The following is a 21,020-nucleotide window of genomic DNA, read 5'->3' as shown; positions in this document are numbered from 1 at the left end:
AGGCCGTGTGCGACATCGCCGCCGCGCTTGAGAACAGGGCAACGTTAGCCCGGGCCGTCATCGAGCCGGCACGCATTGCCACAATGAGAGTTGGTGCCACACCACCGTCGCCCTTGAAAGGCGTCGCGGTGCGCCCCACCGTTGTACAATCGCCGCGCCGGCGGCCCGGCGGGGCCGTCGCGCATCCATTCGAGGCAGTCCGGAGCACCAACGTGAGGCAATTTGACGGCACCACCATCCTCGCCGCCCGTCGGCAGGGCCGGGTCGCGCTCGGCGGCGACGGCCAGGTCACCCTCGGCGATACCGTGATGAAGGGCAACGCGCGCAAGGTGCGCCGGCTGTTCCACGAGCGTGTGATCGCGGGCTTCGCCGGCGGCACCGCGGACGCGTTCACACTGTTCGAGCGCTTCGAGGGCCAGCTCGAGAAGCACCGCGGCAACCTCACCCGCTCCGCCGTGGAGATGGCCAAGGACTGGCGCTCCGACCGCGCCCTGCGCCGGCTGGAGGCGCTGCTGCTGGTCGCCGACCGGGACACCACGCTGATGATCTCCGGCAACGGCGACGTGGTCGAGCCCGAGCGCGACCTCATCGCGATCGGCTCCGGCAGTGGCTTCGCGCAGTCCGCGGCCACCGCGCTGATGGACAACACCGAGCTCGGCGCCCGCGACATCGTCGAGCGCTCGCTGCACATCGCCGCCGACATCTGCATCTACACCAATCACCACCTCACCATCGAAGAGCTGGGCGAGGAGTGACCGGAGCGGAACCGACATGTCCGACATGACCCCCAGAGAGATCGTCCAGGAGCTAGACAAGCACATCATCGGCCAGGCCGAGGCCAAGCGCGCCGTGGCCGTGGCGCTGCGCAACCGCTGGCGCCGCATGCAGGTGGACGAGGAGCTGCGCGCGGAGATCACCCCCAAGAACATCCTCATGATCGGCCCCACCGGCGTGGGCAAGACAGAGATCGCCCGGCGCCTCGCCCGCCTGGCACGGGCGCCTTTCATTAAGGTAGAGGCGACCAAGTTCACCGAGGTGGGCTACGTCGGCCGTGATGTGGAGTCCATCATCCGCGATCTGGTGGACAACGCCATCAAGATGACCCGCCAGGAGGCCATGGAGGGCGTGCGCGTCAAGGCCGCCGACGCCGCCGAGGACCGCATCCTCGACGCGCTGCTCCCCCGCGCCCGCGGCTGGGAGGACGACGAGGCCGGCAGCGGCACCCGGCAGAAGATGCGCAAGAAGCTGCGCGAGGGCGAGCTCGACGAGCGCGAGATCGAGATCGAGCTGCGCACCCAGGGCGGCGGCGTGGACATCATGGCGCCGCCGGGCATGGAGGAGATGACCAACCAGCTCCAGAGCATGTTCCAGAACATGGGCGGCGAGCGCACCCGCACCCGCAAGCTCCCGATCCGCGAGGCACGGCCGCTGCTCGAGGAGGAGGAGGCCGCACGGCTGGTCAACGAGGAGGAGGTCAAGCAGCAGGCCCTGGAACGGGTCGAGCAGAACGGCATCGTCTTCCTCGACGAGATCGACAAGGTGGCCAAGCGCGCCGAGAGCGGCAGCGGCGGCGACGTCTCCCGCGAGGGCGTGCAGCGCGACCTGCTGCCCCTGGTGGAGGGCTCCACGGTCTCCACCAAGCACGGCATGGTGAACACCAACCACATCCTGTTCATCGCCTCCGGTGCGTTCCACGTCTCCAAGCCCTCCGACCTCATCCCCGAGCTTCAGGGCCGGCTGCCCATCCGCGTGGAGCTCGAGGCCCTGGCGGTGGAGGACTTCGTGAGCATCCTCACCGAGCCGGACGCCTCGCTGGTGCGCCAGTACGAGGCCCTGATGAGCACCGAGGGCGTGACCGTGCGCTTCGCCGAGGAGGGCGTCGCCCGCATCGCCGAGGTCGCCTGGGAGGTCAACGAACGCACCGAGAACATCGGCGCCCGGCGGCTGCACACGGTCATGGAGCGGCTGCTGGAGGCGATCTCCTACGAGGCCCCGGACCGCAGCGGCGAGACGGTGACCGTCGACGCCGCCTACGTGGACGAGCACCTGGGCAGCCTCGCCCGGGACGAGGACCTCAGCCGCTACATCCTCTGAGTGCGGCATCGGCCCGGCCCCTGGCGCCGGGCCCGCGCCGCCGCGTTAGAATCCGGTACACGGACACCGGACGGCCAGGACGGCGGCCATCGAGCGTTCCGCCGTCCGCCGAGGCGATGGGTCCCATGCGCCATGCCCGGGCGCAAGCCCGGGCGCGTCCACGGCGGCACGTCACGACCCTGTCGCCAGGCCCTGATGGAACCGTGAGGTCCCCATGCAGCACCCGCCACGTACCGACACCGGCCGCACGCCCACCGACATCCGCCTGCACCGGCGCTCGGCGGTGCTGGAGATCGCCTTCGACGACGGCTCACGCTTCGAGCTGCCGGCGGAGTATCTCCGTGTGTACTCGCCGTCCGCGGAGGTGCGCGGACACGGCCCGGGCCAGGCAGTACTGGTCACCGGCAAGGAGGAGGTCGGCCTGACCGACGTCCAGCCGGTGGGAAACTATGCCCTGCGCCTGGTCTTCGATGACGGCCACGACTCTGGGTTATACTCGTTCGACCTGCTCTACGAGCTGGGCACCGACCAGTCGCGCTACTGGCAGGACTATCTCGACGCGCTCGCCCATGCCGGGCACGCGCGCCGCACCAACCCGAACAAGGAGTAGGCCGTGGCGAGCGGCGACGAGCAGCAGGACAGCGGCACCACCCACTTCGGCTACCAGCAGGTCCCGCTGGATGAGAAACGCCAGCGCGTCGGTGCCGTGTTCCAGTCCGTCGCGGAGCGCTACGACCTCATGAACGACCTCATGTCGTTCGGCCTGCACCGCATCTGGAAGCATCAGGCCATGGCCGCCACCCGCGCCCGCCGCGGCCATCACGTCCTCGACCTCGCCGCCGGCACCGGCGATCTCAGCCTCGCGTTGTCCCGGCGGGTCGGCCACGAGGGCCGGGTGGTGAGCTCCGACATCAACCCGGCGATGCTCGCCCGCGGCCGCGACCGGCTGATCGACGAGGGCGCGGTGGACAACATCGACTACGTCATCGCCGACGCCGAGCAGCTGCCCTTCCCGGACGCGAGCTTCGACCGTGTGACCATGGCCTTCGGGCTGCGCAACGTCACCCGCAAGGAGCGCGCCCTCGCGGCGATCCGGCGGGTCCTGCGCCCGGGCGGGCACCTCATGGTGCTGGAATTCTCGCGGCTCTACATCACCGCGCTGCGTCCGCTCTACGACGCGTATTCCTTCGGCGTACTGCCCGCCATGGGCCGGCTCGTCGCCCACGACGCGGAGAGCTACCGCTACCTCGCCGAGTCCATCCGCATGCACCCCGACCAGCAGACGCTTGCGGGGATGATGGAACAGGCGGGCTTCGAGGACTGCGAGTACACCAACCTCTCCGGCGGCGTCGTGGCCATTCACCGCGGCCACGTCTACTAGCACGGCCCTATGACGGAAACCCCCGGCATGCTCGGCACCGGTGTGATGCGCGTCGTCGAGGGCGCGCTCAACCGGGTGCTCGCCCTTGACCCGGAGACGCCGCACCGGCTCGTGCCGCTCACCGGGCGCAGCCTCGCGGTACGCCTGAGCGAGCCGACGGTGGCCGCACGCGTGCACTTCCTCGCCGACGGCCTGCGCCTGGCACAGCCGGGCGAGGCGGAGACCGCCGACGCCGAGGTGGAGGCCACCCTGGCCGGGCTGGCGACGCTCGCGACCTCCCGCGGCCGGCGCAGCCGGGACGTGGTCTTCCGTGGCGACGTCGGCGTGATCCAGGAGGTCCGCGCCCTGTTCACCGAGCTCGACGTGGACTGGGAGGAACAGCTCTCGCGGATCACCGGTGACGTCATCGCTCACCAGGTCGGCCGCGGCGTGCGCGGTGGCCGCCGCTGGGGCGAGCGCACGGCGGCGGCGTTCGTCCAGGACGTGGGCGCCTACCTCACCGAGGAGCGCCGGCTGCTGCCCCCGGCGGCGGAGGCGGACGCCTTCATCCGCGACGTCGACCGCCTGCGCGCCGACACGGACCGCCTGGAGGCGCGCATCCGGCGGCTGGAGCGCCGCCGCGGCGGCGCGGGAGGCGAGCGGTGATCCTGCGTCCCGCGCTGCTGCTGCGCCTGATCTACATCAACCTCATCCTCATCAAGCACGGCCTGGACGAGGTCATCCTCGCCACCCACCTATTCCGGCCGCTGCGTTTCCTCGGGCTGTTCATGCCCTGGCGCTGGTTCCGGCGCTACCGCCAGTCCCGCGGCGAGCGCATCCGCTGCGCCCTGGAGGACCTCGGCCCGATCTTCGTGAAGTTCGGCCAGATCCTCTCGACCCGGCGCGACCTCGTTCCCCCGGATATCGCCACCGAGCTCGCCCGGCTGCAGGACCGGGTGCCGCCGTTCCCCGGCGAGCGCGCCCGGGCCCTGGTCGAGGCGGAACTCGGCCAGCCGCTGGAAGCGATGTTCGCGCGCTTCGAGGAGCAGCCACTGGCCTCCGCCTCCATCGCCCAGGTGCATGGCGCGGTGCTTCACGACGGGCGCGAGGTGGTGGTCAAGGTGGTGCGCCCGGGCATCCAGCGCACCATCGACGGCGACCTGCAGCTGCTCTACACCATCGCCCGGCTGGCCCACCGCTACTGGCGCGAGGCCTTCCGGCTGCGCCCGGTGGAGGTGGTGCGCGAGTTCGACAAGACCATCCACGACGAGCTCGACCTGATGCGCGAAGCGGCCAACGCCTCGCAGCTGCGGCGCAACTTCGAGGGCTCGGATCTCCTCTACGTGCCCGAGGTCTACTGGCCCGGCACCCGCACCCGGGTGATGGTCATGGAGCGCATCCACGGCATCCCCATCAGCCACGTGGAGACCCTGCGCGAACGCGGCGTGAATATGCAGGCGCTGGCAGAGCGCGGCGTGGAGATCTTCTTCACCCAGGTCTTCCGCGACAGCTTCTTCCACGCCGACATGCACCCGGGCAACATCTTCGTCGACCCGGACGAGCCGGATACGCCGCGCTACATCGCCGTGGACTTCGGCATCATCGGCACCCTCGGCCCGCGGGACCACCGCTACCTCGCGGAAAACTTCCTCGCCTTCTTCAACCGCGACTACCGCCGTGTCGCCGAGCTGCACGTGGAGTCGGGATGGGTGCCGGCGGACACTCGGGTGGACGAGTTCGAGGCCGCCATGCGCGTGGTCTGCGAGCCGATCTTCGAGCGCCCGCTGGGCGAGATCTCCTTCGGCGCGCTGCTGCTGCGGCTGTTCCAGACCGGGCGACGGTTCAACATGGAGGTCCAGCCCCAGCTGGTGCTGCTGCAGAAGACGCTGCTCGCCATCGAGGGGCTGGGACGCGACCTCTACCCCGACCTGGACCTCTGGCGCACCGCCAAGCCCTACATGGAGCAGTGGATGCGCGAGCAGCTCGGCGCCCGTGCGCTCATCCGCAACCTGCGCACCGAGCTGCCCAAGTGGGGCGAGTACCTGCCGCGTCTGCCCGGTCGGCTCGACGCCGCCCTCTCCGAGGCCGAGCAGCTGCGCGAGCGCGTCGCCGAACAGGAGCGCACCCTGGAGGGCCTGCGCGAAGACGTGCGCCGCAACGGCCGGCGCAACTTCGCCGCGGTGATCGGCGCGAGCCTCGTGCTCTCGGCGTTCATCATCGCCGGGCTGGACGGCTACACGCCGGTAATGGTCGCTGCGGGCACGCCGCTCGCCAGCCTGGTGCTCGGCGCCCTGGGCGGGCTGTTCTGGCTGAGCGCCTGGCCGCGACGCTAGCCCGGCGGGCTCAGGCAGACCTCCCGTGGCCGCTCACGGCGGCAGTGCCGCGACCAGCGCCTCGGTGCGCGCGGCAAGGCCGTCGTCCCGGTCACCGTCCAGGTTCTCGTCGATGAGCGCCGCCGCGGCCCGCCCGGCCCCGGCGGCCAGCGCCACCGCCGCGCGGGCGTCGCCCACCAGCCGCGGATTGCCCTCACGGACCAGCCGGTCGCCCATGCGGCACAGGCGCAACGCCGTCTCCAGTACCTCCAGCGGCACCTCGCAGGCCGCCTCCAGGGCGTCCTCCAGCGCCCCGGCATCGCCCCAGCGGCTGGCCTTCAGCACCGGGGCGAAGGACTCCGCATCGGCGTCCATAAGCACCAGCGCGCGCTCGCGGATCGCGTCCGCCTCCCCCGCCAGTGCCGCGGCGTCGGCCATGCGCGTGTCCGCAAAGCGTGCGGCCATCGCCGCCAGCGCCGCCGCGGTGGCCAGCGACAGGCCCGCACCCGCGCCGCCCGACGGGGCGGAGCGGCGCGCGGCGAGCGCCTCCAGGAAGCCCGCGATGCCGGCCTGCGGGGCGCCGTCCAGCGCATCCACCCGGGCGGCCATCAGAACAGCCCCGTGATTTCGCCGTTCTCGTCCACATCGATGTGGGCGGCGGCGGGGTCGGCACCGAGGCCGGGCATGGTCCGGATGTCGCCGCACAGCGCGTAGACGAACCCGGCACCCGCGGACAGCCGGACCTCGCGCACGGGAAGCGTCCAGCCCGTGGGCGCGCCCCGAAGACTGGCGTCCGCGGACAGCGAGAGGTGGGTCTTGGCGACGCACACCGGCAGCTCGCCGTAGCCCTGGCGCTGATAGGTGTCGATCTGGCGCCGGGCATCGGCGCTGAACGACACGTCGTCGGCCCCGTAGATGCGCGTGGCGATCCGCTCGATCTTGGCGTCCAGGGCCATGTCGTCCGGGTATAGGAACTCGAAGTCACCGCCCGCCTCGGCGGCCTCAGCCACCGCCTCCGCGAGCTCGGCGGCGCCGGCGCCGCCGTCGCGCACGTGGGTGCACACCGCCGCCCGTGCCCCGGCCGCCTCGGCGATCTCGCGGATGGCCTGATGCTCGCTGTCATAGTCCGAGGGGAACGCGTTGATCGCCACCACCGGCGTCACCCCGTGGGCGCGGATGTTGTCGATCTGCTTGGTGAGGTTGGCGGCGCCAGCGTGCACGTCCTCCGGGCTCTCCGCCTTCATGCCCTCGGGCAGCGGCCGGCCCGGGACCACGCGATAGCGTCCGGAATGAAACTTCAGCCCGCGCACGGTGGCGACGAGCACCGCGGCGTCCGGGGTCAACCCGGAGGCGCGGCACTTGATGTTGAAGAACCGCTCCGCCCCCATGTCGGCACCGAAGCCGGCCTCGGTGACCAGGAAGTCGCCGCCGTGGATGCCGATGTTGTCGGCGACGATGGAGGAGTTACCGTGGGCGATGTTGCCGAAAGGCCCGGTGTGGATCAGCGCCGGGGTGTGCTCCAGGGTCTGCAGCAGGTTCGGCTTGATCGCCTCCTTGAGCAGGGCGGTCATCGCCCCGGCGGCACCGATGTCCTCGGCGGTGACCGGCTCGCCGTCGCGGTTCTCGCCGACCACCATGCGCCCAAGACGCCGGCGCAGGTCGGTAACCGAGTCGGCGAGGGCGAGCACCGCCATGACCTCCGAGGCCGCGGTGATCTCGAAGCCCGCCTGGCGGGGCACCCCGTCGGCCCGCGGACCGAGGCCGATGACGGTGCTGCGCAGGGCGCGGTCGTTGATGTCCACCACCCGCTGCCAGCGCACGCGCTGCGGGTCGAGGTCCACCCCGCGGCCGTGGTGGAGGTGGTTGTCGATCATCGCCGCGAGCAGGTTGTGGGCGGCGGTGACCGCATGGATGTCGCCGGTGAGGTGGAGGTTGATCCGCTCCATCGGCACCACCTGGCTGTAGCCGCCGCCGGCGGCCCCGCCCTTGATCCCGAGGGTCGGCCCCATGGAGGGCTGGCGGATCGCAACGGTGGCGGTACGCCCGACGTGGTGCAGCCCCTGGGCGAGGCCGATGGAGGTGGTGGTCTTACCCTCGCCGAGGGGCGTGGGCGTGATCGCCGAGACCACCACGTAACGCCCCCGGGGCCGGTCCGCCACCGCGCGGACGGCGTCGAGATCCAGCTTGGCGATGCCCCGGCCGTAGGGCTCGACACTGGCGCCCGGCACGCCCATGCGCCCGGCGATCTCCTCGATCGGCCAGAGCCGGGCCTCCCGGGCGATCTCGAGGTTACCCGCCACCGGCCGGGACGCCCCGGTTATTTCCTGCGCGTTGCTCGCCATGGCCGCTCCTCCGTCGTTCATCGGTTTCGAGGACGTTGACGGTGTGATTATCGGCGGCACGGGGCCCGCGGGTTTGCTCACCGGCGCCGGTCACCATGGTCCTAGCGACACCGCCCCGATTGGGCTAAGTTTCTGTCAGGAGGCGGTTTTATGAGGGGGCGGCAACGCCTTTCCCGGAGGCGTCACCGGTAAACGCCGCCGCCGGGTAAATGGGCGGCGCAGACACGCAAGCCGGGAGGGGAGCGCGGCGCGTTTACTTATTGTCCACCGAATAACATGATCCATCAGGCCTTAGGAGGAGGGGTCTCATGGCAGCGCTATCCGGCTCACCGCGAGAGCACCTGGATGTCGGCTTCGTGCTCGTGCCGGGCTACTCCCAGCTCGCCTTTTCCTCGGCCCTGGAGCCGTTCCGCATGGCCAACCAGCTCGCGGACCGGCGCCTCTACACCTGGCACCTCATGAGCGTGGACGGTGCACCGGTGAGCGCCAGCAGCGGCCTGGAGACCCGCGTTGAGTGCGCCCTCGAGGAGCCTCTGCCCCTCGACATGGTGGTTGTCTGCGCCGGCGTGGACGTGCAGAGCCACTGCGACCGCGAGACCCTGACGTGGCTGCGCCGTATGGCCGGCCGCCAGGTTCCGCTGGCCGCGGTGTGCACCGGTGGCTACGTGCTCGCCCGCGCCGGGGTGCTCAACGGCTACCGCTGCACCCTGCACTGGGAACACATCTCCAGCATCCACGAGGCGCTGATGTTCCCGGAGGTGACTTTCACCTCCCAGCTGTTCGTCATCGACCGTGACCGCTACACCTGCTCCGGCGGTGTCGCCCCGCTGGACATGATGCTCACCCTGGTCGGACGCCAGCAGGGCCCGGAGCTCGCCGAGGCCATCGCCGAGGAATTCCTCCACGAGCGCATCCGCGACGTGGACGACCGCCAGCGCGCGCCGCTGCGGGTGCGCCTCGGTCACAGCCAGCCCAAGCTCGAGGAGGTCGTCACGCTCATGGAGGCGAACCTCCACGAACCGCTGTCGCTGGACGAGCTCGCCGGCCACGCACGGCTGTCCCGGCGCCAGCTCGAACGGCTGTTCCAGCGCTACGTGGGCTGCCCGCCGGCGCGCTACTACATGGACCTGCGCCTGACCCGGGCACGGCAGCTACTGCAGCAGACCCACATGCCCATCACCGACGTCGCCCTGGCCTGCGGCTTCGTCTCGCCGCCCCACTTCACCAAGTGCTACCACGACCACTTCGGCCATTCGCCGAGCCACGAACGCCAGCGCCGCTACGAGCGCCTCGCAGGCAGCCCCGGTAACAGCAGCCGGCCCAATCCGCCGCTCGATGCCGCGGCGAGCGGCGGGTAGCCGGCGGCGGAGTCCGGAAAACCGGAGACGTCGGCTGCCTCGAGCAGCCGACCTACGGCCATTATCAATGGGTATCGGCTTTGCCACCGGCCAATCCCTTACGGAATGCCTGTAGGGTAGACCGGTGTTGTAGGTTGGCTGCTCCTGGCAGCCAACATCCCGCGTTGCCGCGCCGGGGACGTCGGCTGCCAGGAGCAGCCGACCTACATCACTGAGGAGCCGGGTACGCGAGGCGACGGCCACGCCGACGGATTCCGACATCCGACGGGGCAATCGCAGACCGGGGGCGCCATCCCCGGCCCCGGGTCCGCGCGGAGGCGGACCCGGGGATGGCCGTTCAGCTCCGCGGCCGTTCGTTGTCCGGGTCGTACAGGGCCCGGTAACCCACCGCCTCGATGCGCAGGGGGTAGTGCTCGCCGAAGTACTCCATGGTCACGGTGTCGCCCTCGCGGGCGTAGGCGGCGGGCAGGTAGCCGAGGGCGATGATCTCGCCGACCGAGGGGCCGTAGACGACGCTGCTGGTGTAGGAGCGCCGGCCCGTGCTGTCGACGAGGACGTCCCCGGTCTCCGGGTCGAGGATCGGCCACTGGCCCACGGGGTAGCGGGCGACGCCGGCGGCGTCGACGTTCTCGCGCAGGGTCATGGTGCAGAGGTACGCCGGCTGGCCGTCGCGCTCACGCTGCTCGAGGTAGGCGGCCTTGCCGTGGAAGTCCGCGGCCTTGACCTTGGGGCGGGCAAGCCCGGCCTCGTAGAGGTTGTACTCCGTGAGCAGGTCGACGTTCTGCAGGCGCAGGCTCTTCTCCAGACGGCGGCTGTTGGCGTAGGTCTCGATGCCCACCGGGGTGACACCCTGCTCGTAGAGCGCGTCCCACAGGCCGAGGCCGTAGCTGAAGGGCACGTAGAGCTCCCAGCCCTGCTCGCCCACGTAGGAGATGCGGAAGGCCCACACCGGCAGGCCGTGCACGCGGATCTCCCGCGCCGTGGCGAAGGGGAAGCGTTCGTCGCTCAGCTCCTCCGGGTCGTCCGCCAGGGCCTGAAGCGTCTGCCGCGCCTCCGGGCCCCACAGCCCGAGGGTAGCGAGCTGGTCGGTGCGGTCCTCGAAGTGCACGCGCCCCAGGCCGCGGGCCTCGGCCATGCGCGTCATCCACACATAATCGCGGTGGCCGGTGTCACCGCCACAGATCACGCGGTAGCTCTCCGTGCCCAGGCGCACGACGGTCAGGTCGGAGTGCACGCCGCCGGTCTCGTCGAGGAAGTGGGTGTAGACGCCCTTGCCCACGGGCTGGTTGCCGCCCACGCGGGCGACCGAGAGGTACTCCAGTAGCGCCTCGGCGTCCGGGCCGGAGACGTCGAAGATGGCGAAGTGGGAGAGGTTGATCATGCCCACGTGCTCGCTCATCCGCAGGTGCTCGGCGTTGGAGACACGCCAGAAGTGCCGGGCGTCCCACTCGTTGGCGCGCTCGGGCACACGCTCGCCGTAGCGCTCGAGCAGGTGTTCGTTGGCGGCGTAGCCATGGGCGCGCTCCCAGCCGCCGGCCTCCATGAAGTAGCCGCCGAGCGCCTGCTCCCGGGGCCAGAACGGGCTGCGGCGCAGGTTGCGACCGCTCTCGTAGGGCTCGCGGGGATGCACCGGCGGGTCGTAGATCTTGCGCGCGGTCTCCAGGCAGCGGTCGTAGACGTGGCCCCGGGTCTTCTGCACCGGGTAGAAGCGCGCGATGTCGATGCCGTGGGGATCGAGCTCGGGGCGCCCGAGGCTGATCCAGTCGGCGAAGACCTTGCCCATCCCGGGACCGTCCTTCACCCACACGGCCTCGCAGAACCACAGCCCCCGGGTCTCCGGCGATTCGCCCACCAGCGAACCGCCGTCCGGGGTCACAGACAGCAGCCCGTTGAACGAGCTCTTCTCGTCCCAGCCGAGATCGCCGAGCACCGGGGTGATCTCCAGGGCCCGCTCGTAGGCGCTCATCACCTGGTCGGCGTCGAGGTCGCGCATGGACGGCGACAGCCGCGCCTCCTCCTTGCTGGCGATGTCCTGCGGGTACACCAACCGCGGCTCGGTGGGCTCGTAGTAGCCCCACTCGATCTGCCCACCCTCCGAGGTGCTGGGGTCGCCGGTATCGCGCAGGTACGCGGAGTTGCCCTGGTCGCGGAACAGGGGATAGCCGATCTCCCGACCGGTGCCCGCGAAGGCGTCGTAGGGCCCGAAGAACAGCAGCGGGTGCTCGACGGGCATCAGCGGCAGGTGCGCCCCCCCCATGCCGGCGACTAGCGGGCCCCAGATGCCACAGGTCACGATGACCACCGGCGTGGCGATATAGCCCTTGTGGGTCTCCACCCCCTGGACGCGGCCGTCGTGGACGTCGATGGCGAGCGCCGGGGTGTTGGCAAAGGCCTGCAGGCGGCCGCTGGCCACCGCCTCGTCGACCAGCTCGCCGGCGACGCGCTGGGAGCGCGGCACCACCAGGCCGGCGTCCGGGTCCCACATGGCCCCCTGGATCAGGCCCTCCTCGAGCAGCGGGAAGCGCTCCTTGGCCTCGGACGGCCCGATGAGGTGGGCGTTGGTGCCGAACGCCTTGCCGGAGCCGACCTTGCGCTTGAGCTCCTCCATGCGGGCATCGTCGTCGACCCGCGCCACCTCCATGCCGCCGATGCGGTTGTAATGCCCGCGCGCCTCGTAGAAGCGCTGGCTGTAGGTGGTGGTGTAGCAGCTCATCTTGTCGTGGGAGGTCATGTAGCAGAAGTCGGAGGCGTGGGAGGTCGAGCCGACATCCGACGGGATCGCCGACGCCTCCAGGCCCACGAGTCCGTCCCAGCCGTGGCCGATCATGTGGTGGGCCACCGAGGCGCCCACGATGCCGCCCTGGCCGATGATCACCGCGTTCGCCTGCTTGGGTAGTGTCGCCATGGCCGCTCTCCTGTCCCGTTTTCCGTCGCGGGCCGCCCCGCCGGGGTGACTTTGACACCACATTAGAGAATGCCGGCCGCACTCCGCTGTCCCCGGACGACACCGTTTTTCCGTTCGGCGACAGGCCTTTACGACGCCGTTTTTGGTGTTTCCGACACCCGGAGCGGCGATGACGCCCACGCGAAAGTCGCCGTCGTCCGCGGGGGCGTGGGCGCTTCACGCTGGCGCTAGCGTCTGGGCCACGGACGGTCACCCGGTGTCGGTCCCGTAATCGCCTCAAAAGCAGTTCCGCAATCGTTTGGGAGGAGCGGCCATGTCCCAGGTCATCGAGCAGATCGAGCAGTCGGCGCAGGCACCGGAGATCCTGCTCTATCCGCGCATCCGCAAGTCGCCGTTTTTCTACGCCTCGCGGCGCCACGGGGTACGCAAGTACAGCGTCTACAACCACCACTACCACCCGCGCGTCTACACCGATCCGGTGGACGAGTACTGGGCCCTGGTCCAGGGGGTGACCCTCTGGGACGTGGGCGTGGAGCGCCAGATCGAGATCGCCGGCCCGGACGCCTTCGAGTTCACCCAGCGTCTGGTGCCGCGCAACATGGAGAAGTGCAAGGTCGGCCAGTGCAAGTACGTGTTCGTCACCGCGCCGGACGGCGGGATCATCAACGATCCGGTGCTGCTGCGCGTCGAGGAGAACCGCTTCTGGCTGTCGCTCGCCGACAGCGACGTCCTGCTGTGGTGCCAGGGCCTCGCCCACAATTCGGGGCTCGACGTCATCATCCGCGAGGTGGACGTGGCCCCGGTGCAGGTCCAGGGACCGAAGGCCAAGCAGGTGATGGTCGATCTGTTCGGCGAGAGCGTGCTGGAGATCCCCTACTACTACCTGATGGAGGCGGAGATCGACGGCATGTCCGTAGTCATCTCGCGCACCGGCTACTCCGGCGAGATCGGCTACGAGATCTACCTGCGCGATGCCAGCCTGTACGGCGAACAGCTCTGGCAGCGGGTCTTCGAGGCCGGCCGGCCCCACGGCATGCAGGTGATCGGGCCCTGCCACATCCGCCGCATCGAGGGGGCGATCCTCGCCTTCGGCTGTGACATCTGGTACGACACCAACCCCTTCGAGGTGGGGATGGGCTACAACTGGATGGTCGACCTGCGCGGCGACGACGACTTCATCGGCCGGGCCGCGCTGGAGCGCATCAAGGCCGAGGGGGTGAGCCGCAAGCTCGTGGGCGTGGAGATCGACGGGCCCAACATCGGCTACTTCACCGACGGCTCCATGATCGACGTCTTCCCGGTCTACGGCAACGGCGGCGAGCGCATCGGCAAGGTGACCTCGGCGACCCACTCGCCCCGGCTGGAGAAGAACATCGGCTACGCCATGGTCCCCACCGCCTACACCGAGCTCGGCACGGCCCTGCGCATCGAGGCGAACACCGGGATGCAGGACGCGGTGGTAGTGCCGAAGCCCTTCCACGACCCCAACAAGGAAACCCCGAAGGGGTGACGCCATGAACGAGGCGGCGACGACCACGACAACGGCGGCGGACGCGGCGCGGGCCTGCACGGCCCTCGCCGCCCCCCGCTTCGAACTGCTCCCGATCAAGGGCGTTCACGAGCGCGCCTCCGCCCTGCCCGCCGGGGCGACGGTGACGGTGACCTGCTCACCGCGCCACGGCATCGAACGCACCCTGGATACCGCGGAAGGGCTCGCCGCCGCGGGCTTCCGGGTGGTCCCCCACGTCGCCGCCCGGCTGATACGCGACCGTCATCACCTCCAGGCCGTGCTGGAGCGGATGGCGGCCGCGGGGATCGACGACTGCTTCGTGGTCGGCGGGGACGCGGAACGACCGGCGGGGCCGTTCCCGGGGGGTGTCGAGCTGCTCGACACCCTCGCCGGGGCGAGCCCACGGCCGGCGCGCATCGGGGTGCCGGCCTACCCGGAGGGCCACCACCGCATGGACACCCGTACCCTGGATGCCGCCCTGTCCGCCAAGGCGGCGAACGCGGACTACGTTGTCACCCAGCTGTGCTTCGAATCCGCGCCGGTGCTCGAGTGGCTGCGTCGTCAGCGCGAACGGGGCCTGACCCTGCCGGTACTCGCCGGCATCCCCGGGGTCATGGACCGGCGCCGGCTGCTCTCGGTGGCCGTGCGTATCGGCATCGGCGACTCCACCCGGGCCCTCGGGCGTCAGCGCGGGCTGGTGGGACGGCTGATACACAGCGGCGAGTACCGTGGCGATGACCTGGTCTGGGGGCTGGTGGACGGCCTCGGCGATCCCGTCCAGGGGCTGGCCGGTGTGCACGTCTACACCTTCAACGAGGTCGCGGCCACACGGGACTGGCTCACGACCCTGCACGACGGCCTCTGCCAGTGGCACGGGCTGTCGGCGGAGGCGGAGGTGGCGGCGGGGACCGCCGGCGTGCACGCGGAGCAGCCCGGCTGAACGCCGGCCCCGCGGCCGCGGGACGCTACCGGGACGCCGCGGCGTGCAGCGGCCCGGTGGCCTCACCCGGCGGACCGGGGCGGGTCAGCGCACTCGCGGGCACCAGCTCCACGCCGGCGTCCGCGAGCGCCGGCAGCGCCTCGCGCAGCACCTCGATGGTCTCCGGATAGGGATGGCCGATGGCGACGGCGTGGCCCTGGCGCCGGGCAAGGGCGACGAGCTCGTCCAGGCGGGCACGGATGGCGTCGCGCTCGCGCACGTTGTCCAGGAAGACGTCGCGCCGGGTCACCGGCACGCCCTGCTCCCGCGCCATGCGCTCGGCCACGGTGGCCGCCGTGGTCCGGCTGTCGATGAAGTACAGCCCGCCATGGGCGTGCAGCTCGTCGAGTACCCAGGTCATGTGCCCGGGGTGGCGGGTGATCAGGCTGCCCTGATGGTTGTTCACCCCGCTGACGTAGGGCACGGCCGCCAGGTTGTGCTCCAGCAACGAGCGCACCCGGCCCTCCAGCATGTCCAGGGTGATCGCCCCGGGCACCGGACGGGTCGCACCCATGGCCTCCATCGGCTGGTGGAGCAGCACCTCCTTGCCGGCCTCGTGGGCCGCCCGCGCTACCCGCTGCGAATAGGGCCGCTCGGGCAGCACCGAGCAGGACACCGCCCCGGGCAGCGCCGCGACCGCCACGTCCCCGGGGCGCTGGCCCAGGTCGTCGATGATGATGGCCACCCGCGGGGTGGCCCACGCCGGTGCCGCGAACAGCACCAGGCAGGCCAGCACCGCACGCACTGGCACCATTACTGGCCGTTCAGGAGGACGTATCGCCATGCCTCAGCGCCGCGGTGGACAGCGTTGCTCGTCAGTCATGCAGACCTTGCCACACCTGCTTCCTCGCACCCTGCCACAGCGGCGCCCACGGCCACTGCGACAGGGCAATACGTCCCGAACGGTCAGTGACGCCCGCCGCGGCTGTCCAGGATCGTCAGCCCGCGGAGCAGGTTCAGGGCCTGGGCGAGGACATAGTCCCGGCTGATCAGGTCGGCCTCGGCCTGCTCGGCGTCGCCTTCAGCACCCCCCTTGGGCTTGCCGTCGCCGCTGAGGTGGCGGTTGAGGTCCGCCTCCGAGAGCGGGCGCACCCCGTTATTGCCGGCGGCGGTCACCTCCACCTGCGGGATGTCGACATCCGGCTGGATGCCGTCCGCCTGGATGGAGCGACCGCTGGGCGTGTAGTAACGGGCGGTGGTGAGCTTGATCGCCGCACCGTCCTGCAGCGGCATGATCGTCTGCACCGAGCCCTTGCCGAAGCTGCGGCGGCCCATGATCACCGCTCGGCCCTGGTCCTGGAGGGCGCCGGCGACGATCTCCGAGGCGGATGCCGAGCCGGAGTTGATCAGCACCACCAGCGGCGCGCCGCCGAGCAGGTCGTTGGGCGTCGCGGTGAAGCGCATCTCCGCGCTGTCGAGCCGCCCGCGGGTGCTCACGATCACGCCGTCGGTGAGGAAGGCGTCGGCCACGTCCACCGCCGCGTTGAGCACGCCGCCGGGGTTGTTGCGCAGGTCCAGGACCACGCCCTGGAGATCGCCGTCCGCATCGGACTTCAGCGCCTTGATCGCCTCGATCACGTCGCTGCCGGTGCCGCTCTGGAACTGGCTGATGCGCAGGTAGCCGTAGCCGGGGGAGAGCAGGCGCGACTTCACGCTCTCGACCTGGATCACCGCCCGGGTGAGGGTGACCTCCAGCGGCTGCTCGTGGCCCTCGCGCATCAGCGTCAGGGTGATGTCGGTACCCGGCTCGCCGCGCATGAGGTGAACCGCCTCGTTGAGGCTGATGTCTTTAACGGGCTGGCCGTCGATGCGGATGATGAGGTCCCCCGCCTGGATGCCTGCCTTCTCCGCGGGCGTACCGTCGATGGGGGCGATGACCTTCACGAAGCCGTTCTCGTCGCCGACCTCGATGCCGAGACCGCCGAACTCGCCGCTGGTACCCGCCTGCAGATCCTTGTAGGCCTGCGGGTCGAGATAGGCGGAGTGGGGGTCCAGCCCGGAGAGCATCCCGCGGATGGCGTTCTCCATGAGGTCGCGGTCGCTGACCGACTCCACGTAGCCGCGCTGGATGCGGCCGAACACCTCGGTGAAGGTGCGAAGCTCCTCCACCGGGACCTTCGCCGCCGCGGCATCGGTATCCCCCCTTTCGGCCCAGACCTGGTGGGCGGTGGCGAGGATGAAGCCGATCAGCACCCCGGTGGCCAGGGTGTAGAGGGTTCTCGGAAAACGCATGCTCTTTTCCCTATTAAGTTCCTGTGCGGGCCACGCCGTCGCGGCCGCTGGATGACGCCTCAGCCCCGGTTTCCGCGCCGCTTGAGCCAGGCGAGCGGATCGACGGGGTCGCCGTCCACCCGCACCTCGAAGTACAGCGCCTCGCGGCGTTGTCCGCCGCTCGCGCCCACCGCGGCGATCACCTCGCCGGCACTCACACGGTCGCCGGCCTCGCGGTAGAGCGCGCGATTATGCCCGTACAGGCTCATCCGCCCGTCCCCGTGGTCAATAATGATCAGCAGACCGACACCACGCAACCAGTCGGAGAAGACCACGCGGCCACCGGCGACGGCATGCACCGCGGTACCGGCGGGCGCACCGATGAGCACCCCGGACCAGCGCAGGTCCCCGGAGCGGGAGCTGCCGTAGCTCGCCAGTAGCTTGCCGGCCACCGGCCAGCCGTTGCGATCGCCGCCCGACTCCGGCGGCTCGGGCGCCGGAACCGCCTCGCGGCGGTCCTCGGCGGCCTCGCGCCGGCGCTGCTGCTCCAGGCGCTCGCGCAGATCTTTGACCAGCCCGGTCAGGCGCTGCTCGTCGTCGCGCAGTCGGTCCAGGCGCTGGTCGTCACTGTCGATACCCGCGCGCAACTTCTCCAGCACGGCCTTGCGGGATTCGCGTTTCTCCGCCAGGGCTTGGCGCTGCCCGGCACGCCGGTCCTCGAGCTCACGCAGCCGGGCGAGCTCCCCGTCGATGGACTGCTGCAGCGACTCCAGGCGTTCGAGCGCGGCGATGGTCTCGTCGATGCGCTCGGCCCGGGCATTGGCAAAGTAACGGTAGTACACCGCGAGACGGTCGAGGCGATCCGGGCGCTCCTGGCTGAGCATCACCCGCAGGAACGAATGCCCGCCGGAGGCCCAGGCGGCGCGGATCTGGTCGGCCAGGCGCCCGCGCTCGCCGGCCAGGGCCTCGCTGCGGCGCTGATGTTCGGCCTTGAGCTCCGCCAGGCGCTTGCGGTGGGCGTCGAGCTTCTGGCGGGTCTCGCGCAGGGCGCGGTCCGCTTCGGCAAGGGACTTGTCCAGGCGCTGGAGCTCGGCGTCCAGCCCGTCGACGCGCTGGTGACGCTCGAGCAGCGACTGCTCCAGGGACTTCATACGCTCGCGCACGTCGCTGAGCCGCTCGCGCGTGTCGCCGAGCGAGCGCTCCTGCGCCGTGGCGGCGCCGGCCGCCAGGACGGCAACCAGTACCAATATGCTCAGACGTAGTGTCATGCGTCAGCCGGACCGTGTGCCGATGAGATAGGGCGCAAGTTGCGCGGTGGCGCAGGACACCATGAACCGCGAGCGACGCAGCCCGATCGGCACACGGCCCGGCCCGAAGGGCGCGCTACAGCGGCACGGCGGCGGCGTTGCGCTCGCCTGGCGTGAGCCCTGCCGCGCCGGCGCCCTGAGACACGACAACAGGCCTGAGAAGATTGGTAACGCCATCGGATTGCGCGCATGGATTCAGCAGCGTTCCATCATGCAAGGTGGTGCGTATAATGCCCAGTCTACCAAGGTGCCGGGCCCCCGCGGCCGGCCACATCCACGACGACTTCGAATGGGCCCGCGATGGACAAGCTTGTCGAGTTCGCCGCCGATCAATGGCTGCTGGTGCTCGCCACCGTCGGCGTGATCATCGCCATCATCGCCAACGAGATCTACCTGCGCCTGCAGGGCCGCGACGCGGTGGACCCGGAGACCGCCACCCGGCTGTACAACCGGGAGGACGCCGTGTTCGTCGACGTCCGCGACGAGAACGCCTTTGTCAGCCGCCACCTCCCGGGCGCCGTGAACGCGCCGCGCAGCCACATCGAGCAGCACGGCGACCGTCTCGAGCGCCTGCGCGGCCGGCCGGTGATCGTCTACGGCGCCGGCGGCGGGCTGGCTGCGGCCGCCAGGCAGCTTCGCGAGATGGGCCACGAGCCGGTCTACCAGCTGCGCGGCGGCTACCCGGCGTGGGAAGACAAGGGCCTGCCCACCGAGGGCCGGGGCTGAACGCACCCGTCACACCGTCATCAGCTTGCGAGGAAGCACCATGGCCGACAACGAGCAGACCGCCGCCCAGGAGGGCCAGCAGCAGTTCTCCATCCAGAAGGTCTACCTCAAGGACTGTTCGCTGGAGACACCCAACTCGCCGGATGTGTTCCGCTCCGAGTGGCGCCCCGAGGCGAACGTCGAGCTCGATACCAGCAACCGTGAGATCGGCGACGGCACCTACGAGATCGCCATCCGCATCACGGTGACCGCCAAGCTCGGCGACCAGACCGCCTATCTCTGCGAGGTGGAGCAGGCCGGGGTGTTCGCCGTGGCAGGCTTCGACGGGCAGACCCTGCGCGGGCTGCTCGGCAGCTTCTGCCCGAGCATCCTCTTCCCCTACGCCCGCGAGGCGATCTCCGACCTCACCGGCAAGGCCGGCTTCCCGCCGATGGTGCTGGCACCGGTGAACTTCGACGCGCTCTACGCCCAGCAGCAGGCGCAGAGCGACGGCGAGAACCAGCAGGCCCGGCACTGACCGGACGCCGGCGATGACGTCCACGCCCTCGGCCATCGCCGTCCTCGGTGCCGGCTCCTGGGGCACCGCGCTGGCCCTCGTGCTGGCGCGTAACGGCCATGCGGTCACGCTGTGGGGCCACGACGACACGCACGTGGCCGCCCTCGAGCGGCAGCGCAGCAACGAGCGCTACCTGCCGGGCATCGGTTTCCCCGACGGGATCTCGGTGACCGACGACCTCGACGCCGCCGTCTCCGGCGTCGACTGGGTACTCGTGGCCGTACCGAGCCACGCCTTCGCCGCCACCCTCGCCCGCCTCGCCGACTGCCTGCCCGCGGGCTGTCCGGTGCTGTGGGCCACCAAGGGGCTGGACGCCGACTCCGGCGGGCTGCTCCACCACGTCGCCGCCCGGCTGCTGCCCGACAATCCGCCGGCTGCCCTGTCCGGGCCGAGCTTCGCCGGCGAGGTCGCCCGCGGCCTGCCCACGGCGGTGACCGTGGCCGCCGCCGACCTGGCGGTCGCCGAGCACCTGGCGGGGGCGTTCCACGACGAGCGCTTCCGGGTGTACACGAGCACCGACCTGGTCGGTGTCGGACTCGGCGGCGCAGTGAAGAACGTACTGGCGATCGCCACGGGCATCGCGGACGGGCTGGGCTTCGGCGCCAACGCCCGTGCCGGGCTGATCACCCGCGGCCTCGCCGAGGTCCGGCGCCTCGGTCAGGCGATGGGCGCCGCCGACCGCACCTTCATGGGCCTGGCCGGGGTGGGCGACCTCATCCTCACCTGCACCGACGACCAATCGCGCAACCGCCGCATGGGCCTCGCCCTCGGCCGCGGCGAGGACGTCGACGCCGCGGAACGCGCCATCGGCCAGACCGTGGAAGGCCTGCGCACGGCGCGGGAGCTGCACGCCCTCGCCCGTACCCAGGGGGTGGAGATGCCGATCTGCGAGCAGGTCCATGCCCTGCTCGACGGCGGGGTGAGCCCCGAGGAGGCCACCCGCAACCTCATGCTCCGCACCCGCAAGGCGGAGCTGGACTAGTCCTGATCCAGGAATCGTTGCCTCTCCAGGACGCGCGACCGCATTGCCGGGCATTTCCTCGACCGGCGCGGTGATGTACTCGTGAGTCCCTGCCGGGTTCTTCCGTGCGGAAGACCAAACGGCAGACCGAAAACGGCGCCAGGTAGCCCGGCCAGGGAAACCATCCCCGGATACCCGCAGTCAGGCCGAACGAATGTGCCCGCTGTCACACAATGACGTTCGACCGGCCCCCGCATATCGGCATCCGCGCCGCGTTGCGGTAGGCTTTTGATATCCGGGCCGGGGCCTGCCCCCGGGCCCATGCCGACCGCCAGGAGGGCGGAAGGCGATGACGCGCCGCACCGGCGCGATCCGGCGATCGACCAGGGACGGTGACAC

At 70.7% G+C, this 21,020-nt stretch carries 18 protein-coding genes; 12 read left to right on the top strand and 6 right to left on the bottom strand.

Going from position 1 to position 21,020, the window contains the following annotated elements; all coding sequences use genetic code 11:
• Positions 1 to 212 precede the first annotated feature (212 nt).
• From hslV to ubiB, 6 genes are all read left to right on the top strand, one after another.
• A complete protein-coding gene (gene hslV, locus ACEZHJ_RS05405) occupies positions 213 to 755 on the top strand; it encodes an ATP-dependent protease subunit HslV (protein WP_163140442.1) in 543 nt (180 codons plus the stop codon).
• Positions 756 to 771: 16 nt separating this feature from the next.
• Complete coding sequence (gene hslU, locus ACEZHJ_RS05400) at positions 772 to 2,094, top strand: ATP-dependent protease ATPase subunit HslU (protein WP_259202365.1); 1,323 nt, start codon at positions 772 to 774, stop codon at positions 2,092 to 2,094.
• A 214-nt stretch (positions 2,095 to 2,308) separates the two neighbouring features.
• Positions 2,309 to 2,704: a gamma-butyrobetaine hydroxylase-like domain-containing protein gene (locus tag ACEZHJ_RS05395; RefSeq protein ID WP_163140440.1), complete on the top strand. Its 396-nt coding sequence runs from the start codon at positions 2,309 to 2,311 to the stop codon at positions 2,702 to 2,704.
• 3 nt (positions 2,705 to 2,707) lie between these two features.
• Complete coding sequence (gene ubiE, locus ACEZHJ_RS05390; protein WP_163140438.1) at positions 2,708 to 3,475, top strand: bifunctional demethylmenaquinone methyltransferase/2-methoxy-6-polyprenyl-1,4-benzoquinol methylase UbiE; 768 nt, start codon at positions 2,708 to 2,710, stop codon at positions 3,473 to 3,475.
• Between the two features lie 9 nt (positions 3,476 to 3,484).
• Positions 3,485 to 4,120, top strand: a complete 636-nt coding sequence (locus tag ACEZHJ_RS05385) for an SCP2 domain-containing protein (RefSeq protein WP_163140436.1) — start codon at positions 3,485 to 3,487, stop codon at positions 4,118 to 4,120.
• Entirely contained in the window at positions 4,117 to 5,787 is a 1,671-nt protein-coding gene (gene ubiB / locus ACEZHJ_RS05380) for a ubiquinone biosynthesis regulatory protein kinase UbiB (RefSeq protein WP_018717994.1), read from the top strand. Before ACEZHJ_RS05385 ends, ubiB begins: the two co-directional genes overlap by 4 nt.
• A gap of 33 nt (positions 5,788 to 5,820) precedes the next feature.
• Here ubiB and ACEZHJ_RS05375 read toward each other — a convergent pair whose 3' ends face one another.
• Positions 5,821 to 6,375 carry a cyclodeaminase/cyclohydrolase family protein gene (locus ACEZHJ_RS05375; RefSeq protein WP_163140434.1) on the bottom strand — a complete coding sequence of 185 codons (555 nt, stop codon included), beginning with the start codon at positions 6,373 to 6,375 and terminating at the stop codon, positions 5,821 to 5,823.
• The gene (locus ACEZHJ_RS05370) at positions 6,375 to 8,108 is read right to left on the bottom strand and encodes a formate--tetrahydrofolate ligase (protein WP_018717992.1); all 1,734 of its coding nucleotides are present in this window, start codon (positions 8,106 to 8,108) and stop codon (positions 6,375 to 6,377) included. The genes ACEZHJ_RS05375 and ACEZHJ_RS05370 overlap by 1 nt, the downstream gene beginning before the upstream one ends.
• A 308-nt stretch (positions 8,109 to 8,416) precedes the next feature.
• Between ACEZHJ_RS05370 and ACEZHJ_RS05365 the strand changes: the two genes are divergently transcribed.
• Positions 8,417 to 9,466 carry a GlxA family transcriptional regulator gene (locus tag ACEZHJ_RS05365; protein ID WP_018717991.1) on the top strand — a complete coding sequence of 350 codons (1,050 nt, stop codon included), beginning with the start codon at positions 8,417 to 8,419 and terminating at the stop codon, positions 9,464 to 9,466.
• 337 nt (positions 9,467 to 9,803) lie between these two features.
• Here the strand turns inward: ACEZHJ_RS05365 and ACEZHJ_RS05360 are convergent, their stop codons facing one another.
• Positions 9,804 to 12,371, bottom strand: a complete 2,568-nt coding sequence (locus ACEZHJ_RS05360) for an FAD-dependent oxidoreductase (protein WP_375036311.1) — start codon at positions 12,369 to 12,371, stop codon at positions 9,804 to 9,806.
• 313 nt (positions 12,372 to 12,684) lie between these two features.
• Here ACEZHJ_RS05360 and ACEZHJ_RS05355 point away from each other — a divergent pair, with 313 nt between their 5' ends.
• Both ACEZHJ_RS05355 and ACEZHJ_RS05350 read left to right on the top strand, forming a co-directional pair.
• Positions 12,685 to 13,881, top strand: a complete 1,197-nt coding sequence (locus ACEZHJ_RS05355) for a glycine cleavage T C-terminal barrel domain-containing protein (protein ID WP_163140728.1) — start codon at positions 12,685 to 12,687, stop codon at positions 13,879 to 13,881.
• A 4-nt stretch (positions 13,882 to 13,885) separates the two neighbouring features.
• The gene (locus ACEZHJ_RS05350; RefSeq protein ID WP_163140730.1) at positions 13,886 to 14,821 is read left to right on the top strand and encodes a methylenetetrahydrofolate reductase; all 936 of its coding nucleotides are present in this window, start codon (positions 13,886 to 13,888) and stop codon (positions 14,819 to 14,821) included.
• A gap of 25 nt (positions 14,822 to 14,846) precedes the next feature.
• Here the strand turns inward: ACEZHJ_RS05350 and ACEZHJ_RS05345 are convergent, their stop codons facing one another.
• From ACEZHJ_RS05345 to ACEZHJ_RS05335, 3 genes are all read right to left on the bottom strand, one after another.
• Complete coding sequence (locus ACEZHJ_RS05345) at positions 14,847 to 15,614, bottom strand: divergent polysaccharide deacetylase family protein (protein ID WP_018719746.1); 768 nt, start codon at positions 15,612 to 15,614, stop codon at positions 14,847 to 14,849.
• 152 nt (positions 15,615 to 15,766) lie between these two features.
• A complete protein-coding gene (locus ACEZHJ_RS05340; protein WP_018719745.1) occupies positions 15,767 to 17,092 on the bottom strand; it encodes a S41 family peptidase in 1,326 nt (441 codons plus the stop codon).
• 59 nt (positions 17,093 to 17,151) lie between these two features.
• On the bottom strand, positions 17,152 to 18,339 hold the full coding sequence (locus tag ACEZHJ_RS05335; protein ID WP_205599844.1) for a murein hydrolase activator EnvC: 1,188 nt from the start codon (positions 18,337 to 18,339) through the stop codon (positions 17,152 to 17,154).
• Positions 18,340 to 18,678: 339 nt separating this feature from the next.
• Between ACEZHJ_RS05335 and ACEZHJ_RS05330 the strand changes: the two genes are divergently transcribed.
• Genes ACEZHJ_RS05330 through ACEZHJ_RS05320 form a run of 3 tightly spaced genes read left to right on the top strand, consistent with a single transcriptional unit; the run spans position 18,679 to position 20,642 of the window.
• Positions 18,679 to 19,104 carry a rhodanese-like domain-containing protein gene (locus ACEZHJ_RS05330; protein WP_018719743.1) on the top strand — a complete coding sequence of 142 codons (426 nt, stop codon included), beginning with the start codon at positions 18,679 to 18,681 and terminating at the stop codon, positions 19,102 to 19,104.
• Positions 19,105 to 19,144: 40 nt separating this feature from the next.
• On the top strand, positions 19,145 to 19,621 hold the full coding sequence (gene secB / locus ACEZHJ_RS05325; protein ID WP_018719742.1) for a protein-export chaperone SecB: 477 nt from the start codon (positions 19,145 to 19,147) through the stop codon (positions 19,619 to 19,621).
• A 13-nt stretch (positions 19,622 to 19,634) separates the two neighbouring features.
• On the top strand, positions 19,635 to 20,642 hold the full coding sequence (locus ACEZHJ_RS05320) for an NAD(P)H-dependent glycerol-3-phosphate dehydrogenase (protein WP_018719741.1): 1,008 nt from the start codon (positions 19,635 to 19,637) through the stop codon (positions 20,640 to 20,642).
• Positions 20,643 to 21,020: the final 378 nt, after the last annotated feature.

The sequence above is a fragment of the Arhodomonas sp. KWT2 genome (assembly GCF_041949875.1).
Lineage (GTDB): Bacteria > Pseudomonadota > Gammaproteobacteria > Nitrococcales > Nitrococcaceae > Arhodomonas > Arhodomonas aquaeolei.
This window is presented reverse-complemented; position numbering and strand designations above follow the sequence as displayed.

Coding starts and splice junctions, on each gene's coding strand:
- hslU (WP_259202365.1), top strand. CDS start 772: ATGTCCGACATGACCCCCAGAGAGATCGTCCAGGAGCTAGACAAGCAC.
- ACEZHJ_RS05395 (WP_163140440.1), top strand. CDS start 2,309: ATGCAGCACCCGCCACGTACCGACACCGGCCGCACGCCCACCGACATC.
- ACEZHJ_RS05385 (WP_163140436.1), top strand. CDS start 3,485: ATGACGGAAACCCCCGGCATGCTCGGCACCGGTGTGATGCGCGTCGTC.
- ACEZHJ_RS05375 (WP_163140434.1), bottom strand. CDS start 6,375: ATGGCCGCCCGGGTGGATGCGCTGGACGGCGCCCCGCAGGCCGGCATC.
- ACEZHJ_RS05370 (WP_018717992.1), bottom strand. CDS start 8,108: ATGGCGAGCAACGCGCAGGAAATAACCGGGGCGTCCCGGCCGGTGGCG.
- ACEZHJ_RS05365 (WP_018717991.1), top strand. CDS start 8,417: ATGGCAGCGCTATCCGGCTCACCGCGAGAGCACCTGGATGTCGGCTTC.
- ACEZHJ_RS05360 (WP_375036311.1), bottom strand. CDS start 12,371: ATGGCGACACTACCCAAGCAGGCGAACGCGGTGATCATCGGCCAGGGC.
- ACEZHJ_RS05355 (WP_163140728.1), top strand. CDS start 12,685: ATGTCCCAGGTCATCGAGCAGATCGAGCAGTCGGCGCAGGCACCGGAG.
- ACEZHJ_RS05350 (WP_163140730.1), top strand. CDS start 13,886: ATGAACGAGGCGGCGACGACCACGACAACGGCGGCGGACGCGGCGCGG.
- ACEZHJ_RS05345 (WP_018719746.1), bottom strand. CDS start 15,614: ATGGTGCCAGTGCGTGCGGTGCTGGCCTGCCTGGTGCTGTTCGCGGCA.
- ACEZHJ_RS05340 (WP_018719745.1), bottom strand. CDS start 17,092: ATGCGTTTTCCGAGAACCCTCTACACCCTGGCCACCGGGGTGCTGATC.
- ACEZHJ_RS05335 (WP_205599844.1), bottom strand. CDS start 18,339: ATGACACTACGTCTGAGCATATTGGTACTGGTTGCCGTCCTGGCGGCC.
- ACEZHJ_RS05330 (WP_018719743.1), top strand. CDS start 18,679: ATGGACAAGCTTGTCGAGTTCGCCGCCGATCAATGGCTGCTGGTGCTC.
- secB (WP_018719742.1), top strand. CDS start 19,145: ATGGCCGACAACGAGCAGACCGCCGCCCAGGAGGGCCAGCAGCAGTTC.
- ACEZHJ_RS05320 (WP_018719741.1), top strand. CDS start 19,635: ATGACGTCCACGCCCTCGGCCATCGCCGTCCTCGGTGCCGGCTCCTGG.